We start from the raw sequence: 18,843 nt of genomic DNA on the forward strand, positions 1-18,843 counted from the left end.
GCTATTTACGATAAGCTCGCCACTGTCCAACGCAGCCGTGTACCATTTCGACTTGGGTCCCGTAAGGGGCTTTTCTGCATGAAGGCTTCCCATAGAGGGTTTTGTCGTTTAATGTCGAATTAGATGACTTACAAAACTCTGTTCTATGAGGTGAAGAACTTGTTTCCTGCGCTCTTTCAGCAAATCTCGTTGAACTTCATGACCATGTTTATACTGTTCCAATTGTACTTTCATTATAAAGAGCGCATCACATCCAAGCTCCTCAGACAGATTATCATTGGCATTGGCTTCGGCATTATTCAATATATCTGCCTGAGGTTTCCGTTAACGCTTCCAGACAGCTCAATGCCCATCTTCATTGGCAGTAACATCTTTATCCTGGCGGCTGTCTATGGCGGTCCAGTCGGTATGTTCATCGCGCTAATGATCGGGCAAATCATTATGAAGCCTGGCCGTCCGTCCCAAGATCAGGCTGCTAACGATCCTAACATGATTATGCCTTCAGGCGGGCCAGTAGAGATCAGCAGTTTCCAGTCTATTGGCGGTATGTTAGCAGACCCCGATCTGTTCATCATTTTATTTGGAATTGTGGCTGTGCTGGCTTTTCGGTTTCTGCCATTGAAGAACTGGCAGATATGGCTGTGCCTCAATATTTTATTCCAGATAAAGCTGTACTTGATGTTAGGAGATACGCTAACTACGAGCCTGATTCGTTGTTCAATTGAAATTATTAGCGGCGCCCTAATCTACTATTATGTAGACTATATGCACAGGGCATATCAGTCCAAGAAGCAGCTCGAACAACTGGCTACGAAGGACAGTTTAACGGGCGCCTACAACGCCGGTTATTATGCAATGGCCTCCGAACGGCTCTTCGCAGAAGCGAAGCGCGGCAAGAGTAATTTCGCCCTTCTCATCATGGACGTCGATCATTTCAAGCACATCAATGATACCTACGGGCATCCGGTTGGAGACCAGGTGTTGAAGGAGATGGCCGGACTTCTGAAGAACGCTTTCTCAGGACGTCACGATATCGTTTGCCGCAACGGAGGAGAAGAGTTTTCCGTTCTTATTCCTCATCGGGATGCCACAGAGGTAACAAGAGCTGCTGAACAATTTCAGGAAAACGTCCGCAGTCATGTATTTGCAGCAGATCGTGAGGACCTCTCCCTTCGTCTGACGGTTTCCGTAGGCATCTGCTTCTATTCCAAAGACTGCACAACGCATCAGGACATTTATGAACGGGCGGATCGTGCCCTCTATCAAGCGAAGCATAATGGAAGAAACCAAATATGTTATGCCGATAGTCATCTCGCCATTTCCTCATAAAAAAGCTTCAAGAGACACTTTATCAGGTTTGCCAATCGGTGCAATGGAAAAGAGAGCCTGGAACCTCCATGAAGGACGGCTCCAGGCTCTCGGTCGATCGAGCTACTGCCTGCTTGCGATTTCTTTCACTGCCTTTACTTCATACATATTTACGGAAACGCTGATGATGTGTTCAGGCTTTGGTTTGCCATTGTTCTGGCGGTGGCCTTGAATATGTACATCACTCTTCTCCCAGTTCTTCCAGTCTTCGACCGATCTCCAGCGATTCATAATAACGACTTCCTCCTGATCCTCCTGCTTCTTGCGGTTTACCATGATCGTCTTATCAATAAGGCCTTCCATCGCATCCATTGGACCATCCTGCTTGAAACGTTCAAGGACTAAATCGGTCTTGCCTTTTTGCACTACAATCGTTCTGGTTTGAATTAACATCGAAATTCCTCCTATTAGATGACCAACGGTTATTGGCGGATACGCTTCAGATGCATGTCGATAAAATCCAGTACTTTACAGATATTATCTTCCGTCTCAAACTCTGGTCCGCTGTGACCTGCTCCTTCAAGCAGTTCAAGCTGAACATCGTCTTCCCCAATAGCCTTCTTAAGCTTCTCATACAAAATAACAGACTGCATGGCGGGGATTATCGCGTCCCGGGTACCGTGCTGGATGAAGAACGGCGGGGTATGCCTGGAGATATAGGTTTCCGGATTGGCTGCTCTGACTTTCTCCGGCTCCTCTGTAATCTTATTTCCGATGAGAAGGGACTCCGGTGAATCAGCAGCAAGATGTACCAGCGCCGGTTCGACATCACTCTCAGCGAAGAGTTCATCCATCGTCAGGAAGTCGGTAGGGCCAAACCAGTCCACCACCGCCTGCACATGGCAGGAATGCTCGAAGCTGCCGGCAGCTGCGTCTTCCAGCTCCGTTATATGTGCAGAAGTCCCCGCCAGAGCTGCCAGATGACCGCCCGCAGAGCCGCCCCAAAGGGCGATTTTCTCTCCATCCAGCCGGTAATTCGTCCCACTAGCTTTCACCCAGCGAATAGCGGCTTTGATATCGTGAATCTGTGCCGGGAAAATCGCTTCACCACTCAGACGGTAATTAATCGAGACAACTGCGTATTGTCTGCTAAGACCTTCCAGCATCGGCTTCAACTGGACATCAGCCTTGTCACCGCCCTTGAAAGCCCCGCCGTGAATCGCCATGATAACCGGGAATGGACCGTCACCGCTTTCCGGCAGATAGATATCGAGCTGCTGCGCTGGTAAATGGGTACCGTAAGGGAGATTAAGCCATTTGCGGTTGATGTGATTCGTATTCAACATGGGGATTTTGTTATCCCTGTGACGCCGGTTTAGTTCCTGTTCGGGCATCTCTTCCACTCCCTTATTCGTCCGCTTCAGCTGGCGATTCAGCCGGGTCCCCTTTGCCGGGAGCGAGCATTGTCTCCAGCTTGGTCTGCAGATCTGCCATTAACTCCTGAAAATCCTTCGCTTGCTTGGATGAGGGGTCCGCTTGTGCTTCACACGCCGCACCTGCCAGCAGATAAACAACCTCAGACCACTCCTGCATCAAGCCGTGCAGTTCGCGTCTACCGTGCTTGCCGCCATGCGGCCGGTGATGCTTCCGATGGCGGTCCCAACGCTCATCCGGACGCTCTGCTTCCTGCTCTCTGCGTTCACTGAGATGTGCGATTCCTTCATCGGTAATCCGGTACAGCTTCTTGCCTTCCGCTTCCTCGCTGCTGATCAGGCTCATTTCTTCCAGCAGCTGCAGATTAGGGTACACGGACCCGGCGCTAGGTGTATATAAACCGCCAGTCTTCTCTTCCATAGCCTTAATCAGCTGGTATCCGTGCATGGGCTCTGCAGCCAGCAGCTCCAGCAGCGCAAATTTAAACTCGCCGCGCTCGAAGAACCTGCGCTTGCCTTCTCCCCGGCCACCCCGGCCGCCCTGCCAGCCGCCATGACGATGTCTAGCGAATCGTTCTTGGCCGCCGCTTCCCCTATGGAAACCCCGGGATTCGAACTGTCTGTCGATTCGCATATGTTGATCATAAAATCTCATGTATTTCACTCCTTAATTTAAACTGCAACAGAAAATATATCGTTAACGATATATCGCCATAATATTACGATATATCGTTATTGTCAATCATTGCTATGAAAATAATAAAAGACAGCGTCGAAACGCTGTCTTCGTCTTCATTAAGTTATCGCCTTCATCAACTCAACTTGACTACTGGATACGTTATAAAGGCCCACCTATATTCTATTAATTATTCCGTAACAATGTCTTCCTTTTGCCCCCGATACCGTAACCCGGAAGCAGCGAATAAGATATATACGCTCCCCATAATATAGAACAAGCTGGGAAGAGAAACATGCTGAATCAGCCAACCGCCTGCATTCGGACCGATTAAACTGGCAATGGAAAAGTGTATAGACGCAATAACATTGGCCGTGGGCAGTATTGCTCTCGGAAGAAGATCGGCGGCGTACGCTAGTCCTAGCGAATAGAAAGACCCTATCGATCCGCCCGCCACCAAGAACAAGGCCCCTATTCCCCAGCTGTTCGAACCCGCAAGCGGAACAGCAAGGAAGGCGGCTGCCCCTGCTATACCGCACAGCATAAGTATCGGTTTCCTGCCGATTCTGTCACTCCAAACACCAAGCGGAAGCTGTAGGATTAAACTGCCAAAACCGATCAAAGGCAGCAGGTAAGCGATCTCGTCAGAGGTTATGCCCATTCGCAGACCGTAAATCGGAAAGTTGCCATTCATTGAAGCTTCCATGTATCCATAGAGAAACGCTGGAATTAGAGGGAACCACGCTAAGCGATAAACTCGAAGAAAACGATTCTCTGGTTTAGCTGTATTGCTGCCTCTTGCTCCATCAGCCTCCGGAGGCTGTTCATTGCGTAATCGCAGCACCATGATGAGAACGGCGATAAACAGCACATTCATCGTTATAATAGGTATGATATCTCCGTAGCGGGTTAGCTTGATAGCAAGAGGCCCAATAGAGAAGCCTACCCCGTACGCCATGCCGTATAAGGAGATATATCTACCACGGCGATCCGCTGGAGCATTGGATACAATCCAGAGCTGTGATGCATAATGAAGGGCGCTATCCCCTATCCCTACAATGAGCCTCAGCATAAACCAAACAGCAAGGCTCTGGGTAAATGTGAACGATATAGTTGCCGCAATAACCATAACAATACCTGTAAGTATGACCGGCTGGAATCCGTATTTCCTAACTGGGCGCTCAATAACGAACATAGTACCGAAGACACCAAGGTACAATGCTGCTGAATTAAGGGCATTAACCTGGGCGGATACACCTCTCTGCTCCAGCCAGATAGACAACAGTGGAAGAAGGAGACCTTGGCTGGCCCCGGCGACAATGACTACCAGAATTAGTGTAACAAAAGTAAACATGCCAAAGCCTTGTTGCGCTGGCTTCATGGGTACTTCCCTCTCCTATCTATGTACAGTGCAAAAAATGGCAAACCGGATATTATCATAGCACTCACACTTCACTGTTGGCAATGAAAATTACAAGCTGCCATGCACGTATAAATGGACAACAGAAAACGCTGGTTCGCGGTTGAGGTACAAATTAAAGAGCAGAACCCTCGCCTCTGACGAGCGGTTCTGCTCTCCTGCTAATAATGGGTTATTGGACGGAACTAGACTGTCTAAGTACAAGATGAACCGGAAGATGCTTTAGACCCAGCAGGTTAAAGCTAGGCAGCGGTTCCAGTTCATAGCCTAGGGGGATATTAAACTGGGCAACCCTCTGCGCAATTGTTTTAAGTGCCAATGTCATTTCCATACGGGCAAGCGGAGCTCCTAGACAGAAATGAATGCCATGTCCGAAGGTTAGATGGGCTCCCGGCTGACGGGTAATATCAAAGACGTCGGGATGGCTGTATTTCGCTGGGTCCCGGTTCGCTGCGCCCAGGAAAACGATAACCCGTTCTCCCGATTTCATGCGAAGATCCCCGATCTGCGCTTCTCTAGTTGTCACACGAAACATCATTTGAACAGAGGAGCGGTATCGCATCACTTCCTCGACAGCCTGTGGTACTAAGGACGGGTTGTGGATAAGCAGATCCCACTGCTCCGGAAATTCAGCGAAGGTTCGGACAGCGTTGGTCAACAGATTGGTAGTGGTCTCATTGCCGGCTACCAGCAAGAGAGAGCATAAATTGCTGGCTTCCGTATCCGAGAGCCGCTGTCCATCGACTTCTGCAGCAGCTAGACGAGAAAGCAAATCTTGTTGGGGATGCTTTCTTCTTTCTGTAAGGAGCCTTACAAAATAATTCATCATGTCATTATATGCGGAGGCATGCTGTGGCAGTGTTTCAGTCTTGCCAGTTAACAAGCGCTCCGAGATTTCCACCATGATGTCCGACCAGTACTTAAACTGCCCGCGGTCCTCTTCAGGAATCCCAAGCAGTTCGGCAATAACAGTGATGGGGAATGGAATTGCGAACTCCTTCACAAAATCAACAGGCTGCTGCTCCAGCATACGATCAAGATATCTGTCCACAATAGCCTGTATGCGCGGTTCCAACTCCTGTACAGCCTTTGGAGTAAAAGCATGCGTTGCGAGGGCGCGAAGCTGTGTGTGCCGAGGGGGATCCATCCCTGTAAGCTGATTCTCAAAGGGCAGATCGGAAGATAAACCATTAAACACAGTTGATGAGAAAGTCTGATAATCCGCCATGACCTTCCGTACATCATCTGCCCGAAATACGAGATAAGCTCCCAATTCGGGGCTAAAAACGGGTGTGTTCATCTCAAACATTTGGGCGTACCAGGGATACGGATCAAGTCTCCTATCCAGTTCCACAGACATTGCCAACCGTCCTTTCATAATATACTAGGGAGACGGCAGCGCAGTCTTCATCTTCAGGTGTCTCCCCTCATATCATAAGGAGAGGGACTTCCCGTCCGGTAGGGAAGATATCCTGGCATTACGGGAAAATCGGCCGGGAATCTTAGGAGTATGCAGCTATACCTCCATCTCTTTTACCTTGGCAATGGCTTCGGCCCGGTCTGCAACTTGCAGCTTATTATAGATGTTAGTTAAATAGTTGGAGACCGTCTTGGGACTCAATTCCAGACGTTTAGAAATATCTGAATTGGAACACCCCTCAACAACCAAGCCCAGAACTTCCTTTTCGCGGTAGGTTAAATCGGAGAAAGCATCCAGCCTGCTAACAGGTCTGGTGGCATAGTCAATCATTCTCGCTGCTACATCTCCACTGAAAATCGCTTCCCCTGAGGCAACCGCCCAAATGGCGCGTATGATATCCTCCCGCTCCGAATCTTTCAGGATATATCCCCTTGCACCGGCTTTCATTGCCGTAATAACAGAAGCGTCATCTCTGAACATGGTTAGAATAAGGACATGAATGGCTGGATTGGATGCCTTGATTCTCGTCGTTGCTTCGATACCGTTTAAGCCAGGCATCCGGATGTCCATCAGCACAACGTCGGGCTGCAGCTCCAATGCCAAACGAACAACCTCATCACCGTTGGAGGCCTCTCCAACCAATGTCATTCCTTCAGCGCTATCGAGCACGCTCCTTACCCCTTCTCTAAACATAGGATGATCATCAGCAAGCATAATACGAAGCATGTTATTGTCCCCTCCCTGTATCTGTACCCGTTCGCAGCGGCAGCCTCGCATAGATATGAGAGCCGCCGGACTCTGGCTGCGAGATTCTGCAACTGCCGCCGAGCTCTTCCGCACGTTCGCGGATAGACAGTAAACCAAGACCACTCTTGGCCTCCGTCGAGGGCTGGCTTCCGGTTAGCCCGACGCCGTTATCAGCCACCTCAAGACACAAACAATCTCCTTCTTCTTCCAGTGTAATGTGAATCAAGCAATAATCCGCCTTGGCATGCTTGGCCACATTTAACAGGGCTTCTGTTACAATACGATAGGCGCCTACTTCCACAGCTGCAGGTAATATAGGGAGGTATTCCGGGATCTTCAGCTCGACTTCCAGCGGAGCATCAAGAAGGACATTTCTCACCTGATGAATATGCTGAATTTGTTCAATCCGCTGCTGTATGGCTCCTCGTAATCCCAATTCATCTAGAGCCTGTGGACGCAAATCATAGACGATTCCTCTAATCTCGTCTACTGTATCCCCGATATCCTGTTTGAACCGGTTCATAATTTGAGCCGCTCTATCGGGATCCTTACGGATCCAATCCACAACTAACGAGGACGTCAGCCGCATAGCGGCCAGCCTGGGAGCGATATCATCATGAAGATTCTTGCGGATGGTACGGCGCTCTTCTTCCCTGGCGAATATCAACTTCTCACGCGTTTCCTGCAGATCTTCTGCCAGCAGCTGAATGTCCATTGCCTGCTTTACACTCTGCACAACCGTGCTGGCCTGCCTCGCTAGCGAATGAAGCAGCTTCCAATCTGCTTCACTAAATCCCTCACCGGCCGAACGGCTGCATACATGCAACGATCCTATATGATAACCGGATACAATCAAGGGGATAGACGTCTTGTCTTCCCGTTCCACCCCGGATGACGCAGCAAGCAGCTGTGCTCCATGATGATTCAGCTGGATCGCAGCATAAGGTAAACGAAGCGAGTCTCTGACGGTACGTACCACAATATCAAGAACAGCTTCAGGGGAAGAAGGTTCTCTTAGCCGTGTACTCAGCTGGTCAAGAACAAGGAACGGATCATTATGTACGCCATATATCATTCGATTAACAAGCTTCTGCAGCCGCTCTTTAAGCGGCGCGAACAGGACAGCGACCAGTGCAGCACCGGCGATTGAGAACAGCTTATTAGGACCGGTCTGAAAAATGACGGACAAATACCATACCGTAAATGAATACAGCGCAATAATTGCTGTGCTCAGACAGCCATACAATATGGTACGTTTCATGATCGGATCAATATCCCAAAGACGTTTCCTAAGCAAGGAAATACAGAGGGTTACAGGTATAGGCAGCATAAGAAGCTGTACCGCCATATCAAGCACAAACATTCCAGGAGATTGTGGTGTCTGATAGAATTCAGTATCAAAGAATACGGGGAGCGCAGATACAAGGACCAGACCCACAATGGAGAAGAGGAAACCAAATAATACCCATTTGGTCTGCTGCTTCTCTATTGCATCAGCATGGTTGCGGTAGTGGGAGAGCTGGTACCATGCAATTGAACCATATAAGACAAGCATCCACAATAGAGTTATTCCAATTGGCCATCTTGCCGCACCCCATGGCTCTTCGGGAAAATACCATGACACATTCCGGACCGTGACTATAATGACTGCAAACCAAAAAATTCTCCTGTCAACGACCCTTCCGTTAGGAAACAGCAGCAGAAAGAGAACAAAGGTTATACTGGAGAGATCCCCGAGTATACTTGTCAACAGCGAAAGACTTTCCCACTGAGTCCATATAAAGCTGCTGGTATGGAAGGATATGAGCGCCATACCGGCTATCCACGATAAAGGCTCCGCTGGCCGCTTCCGAATTATCAGTACAGCGACGGATAGATAAACGCTGAATAGGACGAGCAGAACCGTCGTATGGAAGCCTGCAAATGAACTTGCGGAAAGTCCATAGTGGGCGATTATCTCCGCAGGCAAGGGAGTCAGCACGCTTTTACTACAACTGGTTTGCAGGCAGCTGTCCCGCATATATACAAAGTAGGAAGGGATCTTCCCGAGAAAAAGAAACGTATAAACTGCACAGATAATCAGTGCTCCTAGACGGAAGGCAGACCACCACCTCGGGAGATGGCGGCCTTCGGGTATTTGAGTATGAACTTTCCAACCATGTGCTGCATTCATCAGCTGCTCCTATCCGGCTCGTACCTGCTCCAATTGCAAGGAATGCCGAGCATGCTCTCTAAACACGATAACGGGGTACAAAATGCCAAAGATAATGGCCGCCGTTCCCCCCCACAGTCCCCAGCTGCCTGGATACTGCGGGAGTGTGAGCGATGCAGCTCCCATGTACACATAAGTTAGGCCTTGAATAACGCCAAGTGTCCGGGTCCCTGTTCTGGCTGTTGCTGTCAGATATGCAGCGTACACAAGCGTAATGGCAAGTGCAGAGCCTTCTCCCCAGCGAAACTGCTGCTCCGGATCTTGTAATTGCCCTGAAATGCCGCCAATAATTACAGGCAGAAGTGCAAGCAGAACGCCGCCAGTGAGCAGCAGAAGCGTTCGGTTAACAACACGCGGCTCTGTTGAACGCCAGATTTCTCGTCGATTCGGATACGTGGCATACAGAGTAGCCAATACAATGGCAAACATAATAAACACAAAGAACGTCTGCTTGGCCAGCACCGGATCTGTGACAGCAAGTACAGCCAGGAATATCAAATGGCCTACTATATAAAACTGCAGCAGAACAGGCTTGGAAAGTGGGTCTCGCAGCATAGCCAGCAGACTGAAGCTGAACAAAATGCCTATTAATGCCCCGTGTGAAGCGGCATGAAATCTCAGCTCATCCGGAAGAGGTGAAGTAGCTAGGAAAGATTGCACCCAAGGCTCCAAGCCTTCCGATAGACCTTGAAGCATTATCAGACTCGCTGCCGCAAACACCACTACAAATAAACGGAAAATGACACCCCATACCATTTCGCTTTTCTTTCTCATTTTACTCCTCCATATGGTTTTTTTGTAGTCTTTCTTACTTAATGGTAACGAAACACAGCTCCCCTTTCACAGAGACTCCTTCCCGAAAACTGGGGAAATAGAACCAGGAAACATGGCAATAAAAGAAGGACAGGGCTGAGAACCGAAGTTCATTCCCTGTCCTTTAAAACTTCCACCTTGTGTCATCTAGTCACTTTCGTTGAATCAGTCCAAGACTATCCATAACCCGCAGCAGCATAACGGATGCCTCGGCGCGAGTCGACGTTCGGAAGAGACCAAGCTTCCTGTCCTTCGTACCTTGCAGCCATCCCGACTGAATCGATTGCTGTACGGCCGCTTCTGCCCAGTTCGGAATATCCTTTGCGTCTTGGAAGCCTTCAAGTACAGAACCATCCTGCTTGGCGGATACCTGGAAACCCACTTGCCCAGCCAGCCGGTAGAGCATCACAACCATCTCTTGACGTGTAACCTTGTCATGGGGTCTGAACCGCCCGCCAGATCCTTTGATTAGACCGTAAGTCACAGCTTCGTCGACATAGGGGGCGTACCAAGCGTCTGGCGGTACATCACGGAAAGACATGCCCTCCAGGCCAGCGTCTGTTCCTGTCCGCTGCTGTCTCAGGACCACGACAAGCAGTTTAACCATTTCGGCACGGGTCACATGCCGATTAGGCTTGAACAAGGTGGAGGAGAATCCGCTGACAATATGGCGGCTGCTCAAAATATCAACTTCGGCGCGCGCCCAATGCTTCTTCATATCCTGATACTGGCGGTCATAGAGGAGCACTGCGTATTCTCCCCATGACGTTAACCTGGCATGTACAGTATCATTAGGTGAATCGGATAAACCTCCGACATAGGACCAACCAGCCTCTGCCTCTTTCTTATAGATTCCAAACCTTCGAATATCCATGCCCTTCGCCAGATCGGTGATAAACTGTACTGACAACTCAATCGGTTGAGCAGGGATAGACTGATCCGAGCTCACGCGGTAGGTCGGTGACAGCTTAACATACCCGCCGCTTAGATTGCCCGTAGACCTATCAGTCCGTGCATAATCGATCGTTGCCGTCTGTTGTAAGACTCCCGCCTTAACCTTAATCCCCAGACTATTGTCAAATGCTGTGAAACTCCCGCCTCTTACGGGGACAGACCAACGACCGGCTTCACCGCCGGGATTATCTACTCCATCATCTGGTTCTTGCGGTTCAGGACCTGGGCTCCCGCCCTCTCCGCCTGTTGGCGGACCTCCGGGTCCGGAACTGCCGGTTCTTGTCTTAACCGTAATGAAAGACGTGACAGACTCGTTTCCATGCTTATCAATCGCTGTCACGCTAATCGTATAGCTGGAGTCTGGCAATAGATTGCCTACCTCATAAGATGTACTGGAACCATCCAGTTCATGACGGTCGCTGTCATCTTCATGACCTGCCCTTGACCAGTGCACACGTAATTTATCCAGGTCAGGGTCGTAGGGATTCGTCCAGGTTACATTAAGCTTGCCCGCTTGAGTCTCGACTGCTTGTAGACGAGTCACGGCTGAAGGTGCTTTTCTGTCAATGGAGCGGTCTCTGGGGACCCAAGCCCAGCTAACGCCAGTAGCTTCATTGCCATACTGGTCAACCGAGGCGATCACAAATTCATAGCTTTTCCTATCGTCCAAGCCTTCAATTACAGCCCACTGCCGATCCTTCGCTACCCTTACCGGATCACTGAAATTAGCTGCTCCAGCTTCCTTCCATCGCAGGAGTGTACCTGCAAAGTCGTGATCGGCAGGATTATTCCACATGAAGGACGCAGTCTGCTGGGCCAGCCCGCCTTCCAACCCAGAAATATTAGAAGGCGGTTTGCTGTCTATTTCTTCAATCCGAACGGTTACCGGAGCAGCTTCCAGTAAGGGTACTCCTGCATAACTGACAATTGAAGATGTGGTCAATACCGAGTAAGTGTCCCCTGCCGCAAGGGGTGAAGCAGGTTTAAACTCTGCCGTCATGGTCAACATTTCCCCCTCGGCTCCAGCTTCAGCCTCAACCGGTTGAATGATTCCATCTGCGTAAATTCCATCCTTGGAGATGAGGATAGAAGAATCCGTCAATGAGTCAGCCAGTACCGGCTTCGTGAAGTGAACCATTATGCCGGACCCGCCGGGAACAGCCATAATGCTGCTCACCTCTGGAGCTTCCAGTGATGTCATGGGGATGTTGATTTCGAGCTGTGGTGGCGGAACATCCAGGTCATCACTGTAGGCTGTCTTATAACCATGTTTCTCAAATTTTACTTTCCAGCGTCCCGCAGGCACATCCCACGCATACCTGCCCTCCGGATCTGTCAGGAGCGGGTTCTGCTGCTCATACCACTCCGAATCCCACTGTTCCCATGCCTTCTTATCCGGATTCCACTGCAGAGCGGTAGCAAGAACGCCTTCAATCCGGTTTGTCGCCATACCCTCGTAGACATATCCGCTCGGATCAATGATGAAGCCCGGTTTAGCCACTGGGGGTTTCGCCGGCTTGACCTTTGGCGGTTCACACTCCCAAAATTGTTTCAAGTAATGCTCAATTTCATCTAATTCCTTGTTAACAATATTATCCAGTACCTTTCCAGCCCATGTGGACTCCGCCCAGAAGAGCAATCCCGGGGCTCCGGATAATTGAGTTGCACCAACCCAATTAAGACCGTTCTTAATGACCTCCGAGAATGCAATGTCCAGCTGTATTTGCTCTGCCCACCTCGTATAGTAATCGCGTGCTCTTTCATCGCAGATCTTAAGTGCTTTGGCATAGGCACGATTAGCTCTGTTCAATGCCTCCGGATTGGCCACGCTTTCGACAGTATTGTGCAGATCATACAAGGCGGCGCCTTTGCTTCCCAGATCTACAATAATTTCAAAAGCATTCCCGGCTACTCCTCCCGCCTTCCTCCTCGCTTTGGCCCCAGAAGGGGACTGCTCCGGCAGAAATCCTTTCATAATAGCTGTAGCTTTCGAATCACTGATGGATTTAGAGATCGATATGCCATACAGCGGTATCCCTGACTCTGCAGCCTGACTTAAATCCTGAGAGGTCGGTGTATAGCTTGCCACGGGTCTGCTCCTCACCGTTACTTCCAAATCCAGGTCTTCCGTCAGCTTTATTTTGGAAGTAAACGAGTTGCTCTGTCCTGGCTCCTTAATAACCGACAGCACTTCTAAGTCCCGCAGCAGATGCGGCATTGTATCTCGGAGTTCCTGCTCGGTATACTGCTGCGGCAGTTCGGCCGGATCTGATTTCTTCTGATACGTTACTACTATCGGACCGGGATCTGATTTCAAGGTTACAGCCGCCTTAAAAATGCCATCTACAAGCTGCGCTTCTGCCATAGTCTCTCCCGTCCATACTTCCACATTCGAAATACGCGCCGGATCCCGGAATGTCAGTTCATAGAGTATGGGCTTGCCGGGAACAAAAACGAATGGAAACACAGCAACTCCGTTAGCCGTTTTAAAGGTGTGCCCCCTTCCGTCAGGCTGCCGCATCGACACCTCTTCGAGTCCCGGATCGTTCGGATCATACGTAATAATTGCCTCTTCCCCGGCTTGTGTGACCCCCTGAACTTCTACCTGAGTACGTATAGAATGGCGATAACGCGATGGATCTGCCAGTGTCACATTCGCCTGCCAAGTGCCTTCCGGAGAAACAGGCGCAGTACCGATTAGAACACTGCCGTCATAAATGGTTACCGTTGAGTTGCCGGGAGCCACGCCGCTTACACGGAAGTCAGGGGAGACAATTGTCTCTGGTACCCTTAGTGTTGCTTGTGCAACCTGAACAATCGCGATGCCTATTGATTCCTCATGTGTCTTCCCCTCGGCAGTATATCGCACGGAAGCCGGCAGTGTAATACGGCTTTGTATTAATTCGTCACCTACCTGTAGAGTGAAGCGAATACTGCCTTCCGCAGAAGCTTTAATTGAACCCACCGGAATAATGAGCTGCCCGTCAACAGCAGCGGCATCATGCGGCTTGCCGTTAACGATCAGAGTTCCTGACCGATAGCTTACAGATCCGGGAATCTGTATGATAAACTCCGCATCCTCGACTTCTGCCCAGGTATTACGATACATGAGCTGGGCAGTAATTTTTCCGTTCTTGATCGCAATATCATTCGTAGTTGAGAAGCTGTTACCAAGCATGCCGCCAAACCGCCCGGGAGGATGCAGCTCGATGATTCCTAAATCCACAGGCAGGCCGGCTGACGCCTCAAATTCTAGGCTGGCCGTTGACCCGCCGTTAGCTTTAGCTTCAAGTCGGTAACGGCCTGGCTGAGAAAGTATGATTTCATGAATGTTATTGTCCGTCTTCTTAACGGTTGCCTTGTGAAAAATCAAGTCTGTCCCCTCGTACCGGAACATCTGAACATTGACGTAAGCTGGCTTTGATCCGTCCGCTTGCTTGAAATCTGCATAGACCTTTGTTCCAAAGCCCTCCAGCCTAAGCTCAACGCTCGCCTTATTATCTTCGCCTATTACCACTTCCTTGCAGACCTTCGGCAGCTGTGCCCGATACCCGTCAGCACATATGTTGAAAGTGTCACCCGCAACAGCAGCTACTCTCATGGGTGGTCCATAGCTGACTATTTGATGAGAGGTCTGAAGTGAGAACCCCCACCCAACCCGTCTATCGACTTCCAGTGGTCCTTGCCATGCCCCGTCTGCTTGCTTGGTATATAAACCTACGTCTATAAGGGCATGATCGTATAGCTGCAAGTCGGTATCGGCGCTTGGCGAATCTTTTATAAGGACACGAAGGACTTTCGATAGTTTGCCATTCGTTCGATGGCTGGAGGCCCGTATCTTATAGGTGCCCTGCGGAACAGAGAGCGAGTACTTTCCATTCGAATCCGAAACCGTCTGAAACACCTTGTTTGTTCCCTCATAAGCAGCGGTTATGGCTGCGCCCTCCACCGCTTTCCCATCGACACCTCGCACAATTCCCTGAATGACAAAATGCTTCTTCTTGTTTATGATGGCCGGCTCGTTCTGCTCGAGCGCATCTGCCGTGACCGGGATTTCCAGCTTCGTGAATACTGGATCACTCGGTGTCAGAACTAACCGGTACTGCTCTCCGTAATACGTGTCGAACCGGATGGCATAACGTCCGTGGGATTTCCCTTTCGCTTGGACAATTCCATTCCCATCCAGCAATTCATAAGAAGCTTCGGTACTCTTGCCATCCTCACCATGAATAGCCCCGGACAGCTGTACCCGATACCTTGGTTTTAAGGTGATTTCTTTCGTTTCGGCATACCGGACCGCAGGCACAACTTGCTCGTACGGCACAACGTTAGGGTTGGATGATCGAATAACAACCTGGTATGGAACACGCTCGTAAGGGACGTCAAACGTATAAGTCTGCTTGCCAATCACTACACCCTGTCGGCTGGAATAGTTAGTCTTCCATTCAGTATTAACCAGCGTAACGCCAGCCTGCTCGAAGACTTTCTCCCATTCGTCCCCTTCGGGATATGCCAGATGAACCTGGATACGACCTGCGACTGGTACATCGATCGGGAATGATGACTTCGCTTGCTGTCCATCTGCAACTGGCGTGACAGCATCTAAGCCGATTATCCCATCTTCGACTGTAAAGGAACCTCTATAATTGCCGCTGGATGTTTCCGTCATGTCTACTTGTTTCTGCATTGTTTCGACAGCACCGTCTTTACGTTTTTGAACGGTAACTAAGCCTTGCAGGTTTAAACCGGGTTTACCGGAGGCAATAAGGGTGGCTTCAGTACCAATAACCGGGATTCGTTTATTGCCCTGCAAGACTGATGCCTGGTAATTCATATGCATCTCTGTAACCGCCTGATCCAGGCGTACGAGGTTAAAGAATAGCGTATTGCGTCCTAAGACTAGCTGGATTCGCTGCTCTTCGGTCTGTTTATATCCGACAGGTGGAACGACAGATACTGTTATGCCTTCACCTGGCGGGAATGTGCCGGGCAGTAGAGCTTGACCATACTCATCCTCCTTCACTTCAGCTATAACAGACTGATCGGAAGTACGCTTGAATATGACCACGGCAGGCTCTTCAGACGGGGTATCATAATTGACCGTAACGTGAAGCGATACAGGGAATTTCGGCACTAGTGTAACTGCCGTTGTCCTCCCGTTGTTCACGGTAATCTCCTGCTGTTCTGCCAGTTTTAACGATAATTTACTGTTAATAAGCTCGACTTTATAGTTGGCTCCTGAAGATATAGGAATTGAATATGAGGATGTATCTACATCGACAGGATATTGAGCGGCCTGATGGTCAAGTTTAGTAACCAGTATAGAAGAGTCGTTCAGCGCCTCCATATAAGGTGTTTCAATGGTTACGGACAATACACCGGACACCTTGACAGGGAGTTTATCTAAGGTGACGCTTACGGTGTCGCCAACCTGCTTTACCGTTATCGATGTAAGCTCGGCTGCATTGTGCGGGATCGTATACACGCCCGAATAGAGACCGGGATTTTCTTCCCCGTCCTGAAGGGTTAGATCATGGCTGCTCAGTTCCCCGTCAATTTGCTTATAAGAGATCACAGCTATAATCTGCTGTCCTTCTTCTCCATCGGCCTGAATGGTGATTTCACTTCCCGGCTTAAGCTCCCCATCAACCCAGGAGGCTGACGGTACGCTCCATAAGGCTGTAAGCGTTGGAGGCTCCGGACCCGATTGCCCGCATTCGGACAAGCAAGCTGTGTACAGCATGTGCCCTCTGGTGTAGATCACCCTGTTTCCCATGTCGTCTACTAAGCCATTTAGGGCAGGCAGCGCCGGGTTGCCAATGACCGTAACGCCCCCTTCCCGCCTGTTAAACCCTTCATGGAAGCGGTCCATCCCTGCAAAATCAGGTTTGGAATCAATTAACTGTGCCAGAATAAAGCGCGCATCTCCGCTCATTGATAGCCTGCCGTATGCTTTATCTGATACTTCTGTTTCACTGCGACCTTCATTTAGATCAGTAAACTCTCCTGTCGTTCGATCGTATAGATAAGGCGTGCCGGGCCAACTAGGTCCCGCTGATTGGACGAGTGCAATATAACGCCCGTCATCACTAATGGACAGATGGCTGTGATAGTCATTGATTCTGAACCGCCCTGTAACCGTTTCGGAAGCGATGTCATAAAGGTATATCGCGTGTTCACCGGGCGATGACATGAGGCCCTGTATATTGGGAGAGTCGGATAGAAAAGCAACAACAGTCCCTCTGCCGTTGATAACCGGTCCGTGGCTTCTGCCCTCTTCCATACTGCCAACCGAGAGGGATACCAGCCGGCGTGAATCTTTAGTTAAATCGTATAGAAATACACGGTTGTTTGAGGTGAAGGCGACCTTGGATCCATCCGAGTTGACCGATGGTTCGCTTGTTTGTTCAGATGGCGAAGAGAGGATTTTTAACGATTTGCCTGCAGTATTGTACGCATATAAAACCGACCCTGTGGTTCCGGTGAAAGGTAATATATTCGTTGCCTCCGAAGTAAATACAACTACATTACCTGTCCGGTCAACATCAATATCACGAATTTCTTTGTTGACGGGGGTATTATCGGCTGTTACAGCAACAACCTTCTTCTCAGCTGTCTTGGTGTTCATGCTGTAGAGCCGCCAGCCCGCTGTATCTCCAGAACCCTCCCGATCTGTATAAAATATTGTGGAGCCGTCCCCGCTTAAGGCAAATGATGAAGGCTTCATCTGCTGTCCGTCAACCGACAGATCGGTAAGCTTGACTTCTGACTGGGGGGAGGGAGCGACCGTTACACCAACGGATGACGATTCGTTACCCGCCGCATCTACAGCAGCCACATAATACTCCCTGGGGCTGCCTTCTATCAGATTTTCGATTGTATAACTGGTCTCGGTTGTTTCGGTTAATGGCTCATAATCAGCAGAATAAAGGACATACTTTGCGATATCGAGGGTGGGGTCTTCTGTGTCGGTAAGAGGCGGCTCCCAGCGAAGCTGCGCCCGGTTATACGCCAATAATTCCCACGTTAAGTTCTGAACTTCTCCGGGCGCCGACCAATCTACATTTATTTGTACAGGAGCTGACCTGCCGCTTGTATCGCTGCCCTGTGCTGCTTCAGCAGTAAATGTGTAGTCCCCTTCCTGTTCCAGCGTGAAGGTGAGACTAAAACGGCTTTGCCCAGTGCCGTCATCCGCTGCTTGAATTGGCGGTCCAGCGGAAACCTCAGGTTTGCCGTTCAGAACATACCATATGGTTACTTCTGTTCCAGCCGGAGCTGTTCCGCTCAAGGTAATGGATGAATCCGTACTTGTGGCAGGAAGCTCATCCAGGACAGGAACTGCCGATTCCTTATCAATCTTCCCTGGTTCAGCAATGACTTCCGATACTACTTCAACCGGGACACCGGACGTCTCTGGCGCAGAAATGGTTTCTGCCTCCGTGGCGGTGATCGCGTTGACTCCTGAGGGAATCAAAGAGGTGAGCAATATCGTGATTAGCAGCAATATGGGGATAATCGGCCGCTTCGACTTAGTAAAATAGTTCAACTTTATAGTCTCCTTTCCTTTGCCTACAACAAGTCATAACAACAGGTTAATGCACCCCGGCTTCGCAGAAATTACGTACTGAATCATTCTTCATTACGGAACCCTCCTTTTATAAGTGTTGTAACTCATACCAGTATAGAGGGAAGTCAATAGCGTCTTATAGGGAGCCGATTCCCGGCCGGCCGGGAAATTAATTAGGAAAATTAAGGATAAAGTCGCTTAGCAATGCGTTAATAGTCGGATTTTCTGGCAAATGCAAAAAAAGGGGTGTCCCATAAGTCATCAAAGATGACATGGGGTACCCCTGTTATTAA

The 18,843-nt window shown here is 49.7% G+C and carries 10 protein-coding genes; 1 reads left to right on the forward strand and 9 read right to left on the reverse strand.

All coding sequences use genetic code 11. The features are described 5' to 3' along the window. Positions 1–123: 123 nt before the first annotated feature. Positions 124–1,329 carry a GGDEF domain-containing protein gene (locus tag L1N82_RS17825; RefSeq protein ID WP_235288818.1) on the forward strand — a complete coding sequence of 402 codons (1,206 nt, stop codon included), beginning with the start codon at positions 124–126 and terminating at the stop codon, positions 1,327–1,329. Between the two features lie 102 nt (positions 1,330–1,431). Here the strand turns inward: L1N82_RS17825 and L1N82_RS17830 are convergent, their stop codons facing one another. From L1N82_RS17830 to L1N82_RS17870, 9 genes are all read right to left on the reverse strand, one after another. Further along, the gene (locus tag L1N82_RS17830; protein ID WP_235288819.1) at positions 1,432–1,761 is read right to left on the reverse strand and encodes an antibiotic biosynthesis monooxygenase; all 330 of its coding nucleotides are present in this window, start codon (positions 1,759–1,761) and stop codon (positions 1,432–1,434) included. A 29-nt stretch (positions 1,762–1,790) separates the two neighbouring features. After that, complete coding sequence (locus L1N82_RS17835) at positions 1,791–2,702, reverse strand: alpha/beta hydrolase (protein WP_235288820.1); 912 nt, start codon at positions 2,700–2,702, stop codon at positions 1,791–1,793. Between the two features lie 13 nt (positions 2,703–2,715). Continuing rightward, positions 2,716–3,396: a PadR family transcriptional regulator gene (locus tag L1N82_RS17840; RefSeq protein ID WP_235288821.1), complete on the reverse strand. Its 681-nt coding sequence runs from the start codon at positions 3,394–3,396 to the stop codon at positions 2,716–2,718. Between the two features lie 211 nt (positions 3,397–3,607). After that, a complete protein-coding gene (locus L1N82_RS17845) occupies positions 3,608–4,798 on the reverse strand; it encodes an MFS transporter (protein WP_235288822.1) in 1,191 nt (396 codons plus the stop codon). 211 nt (positions 4,799–5,009) lie between these two features. After that, positions 5,010–6,215 (reverse strand): cytochrome P450, encoded by a 1,206-nt coding sequence (locus tag L1N82_RS17850; RefSeq protein ID WP_235288823.1) that lies wholly within the window; start codon positions 6,213–6,215, stop codon positions 5,010–5,012. A gap of 138 nt (positions 6,216–6,353) precedes the next feature. Beyond that, the gene (locus L1N82_RS17855; RefSeq protein WP_235288824.1) at positions 6,354–6,983 is read right to left on the reverse strand and encodes a response regulator transcription factor; all 630 of its coding nucleotides are present in this window, start codon (positions 6,981–6,983) and stop codon (positions 6,354–6,356) included. Between the two features lies 1 nt (position 6,984). After that, a complete protein-coding gene (locus tag L1N82_RS17860) occupies positions 6,985–8,817 on the reverse strand; it encodes a GAF domain-containing sensor histidine kinase (protein ID WP_235288825.1) in 1,833 nt (610 codons plus the stop codon). Positions 8,818–9,186: 369 nt separating this feature from the next. Further along, complete coding sequence (locus L1N82_RS17865; protein WP_235288826.1) at positions 9,187–9,990, reverse strand: hypothetical protein; 804 nt, start codon at positions 9,988–9,990, stop codon at positions 9,187–9,189. 190 nt (positions 9,991–10,180) lie between these two features. Next, entirely contained in the window at positions 10,181–18,529 is an 8,349-nt protein-coding gene (locus tag L1N82_RS17870) for an S-layer homology domain-containing protein (RefSeq protein WP_235288827.1), read from the reverse strand. Positions 18,530–18,843: the final 314 nt, after the last annotated feature.

The organism is Paenibacillus tarimensis, assembly GCF_021532315.1.
Taxonomy (GTDB): Bacteria; Bacillota; Bacilli; order Paenibacillales; family Paenibacillaceae; genus Paenibacillus_I; species Paenibacillus_I tarimensis.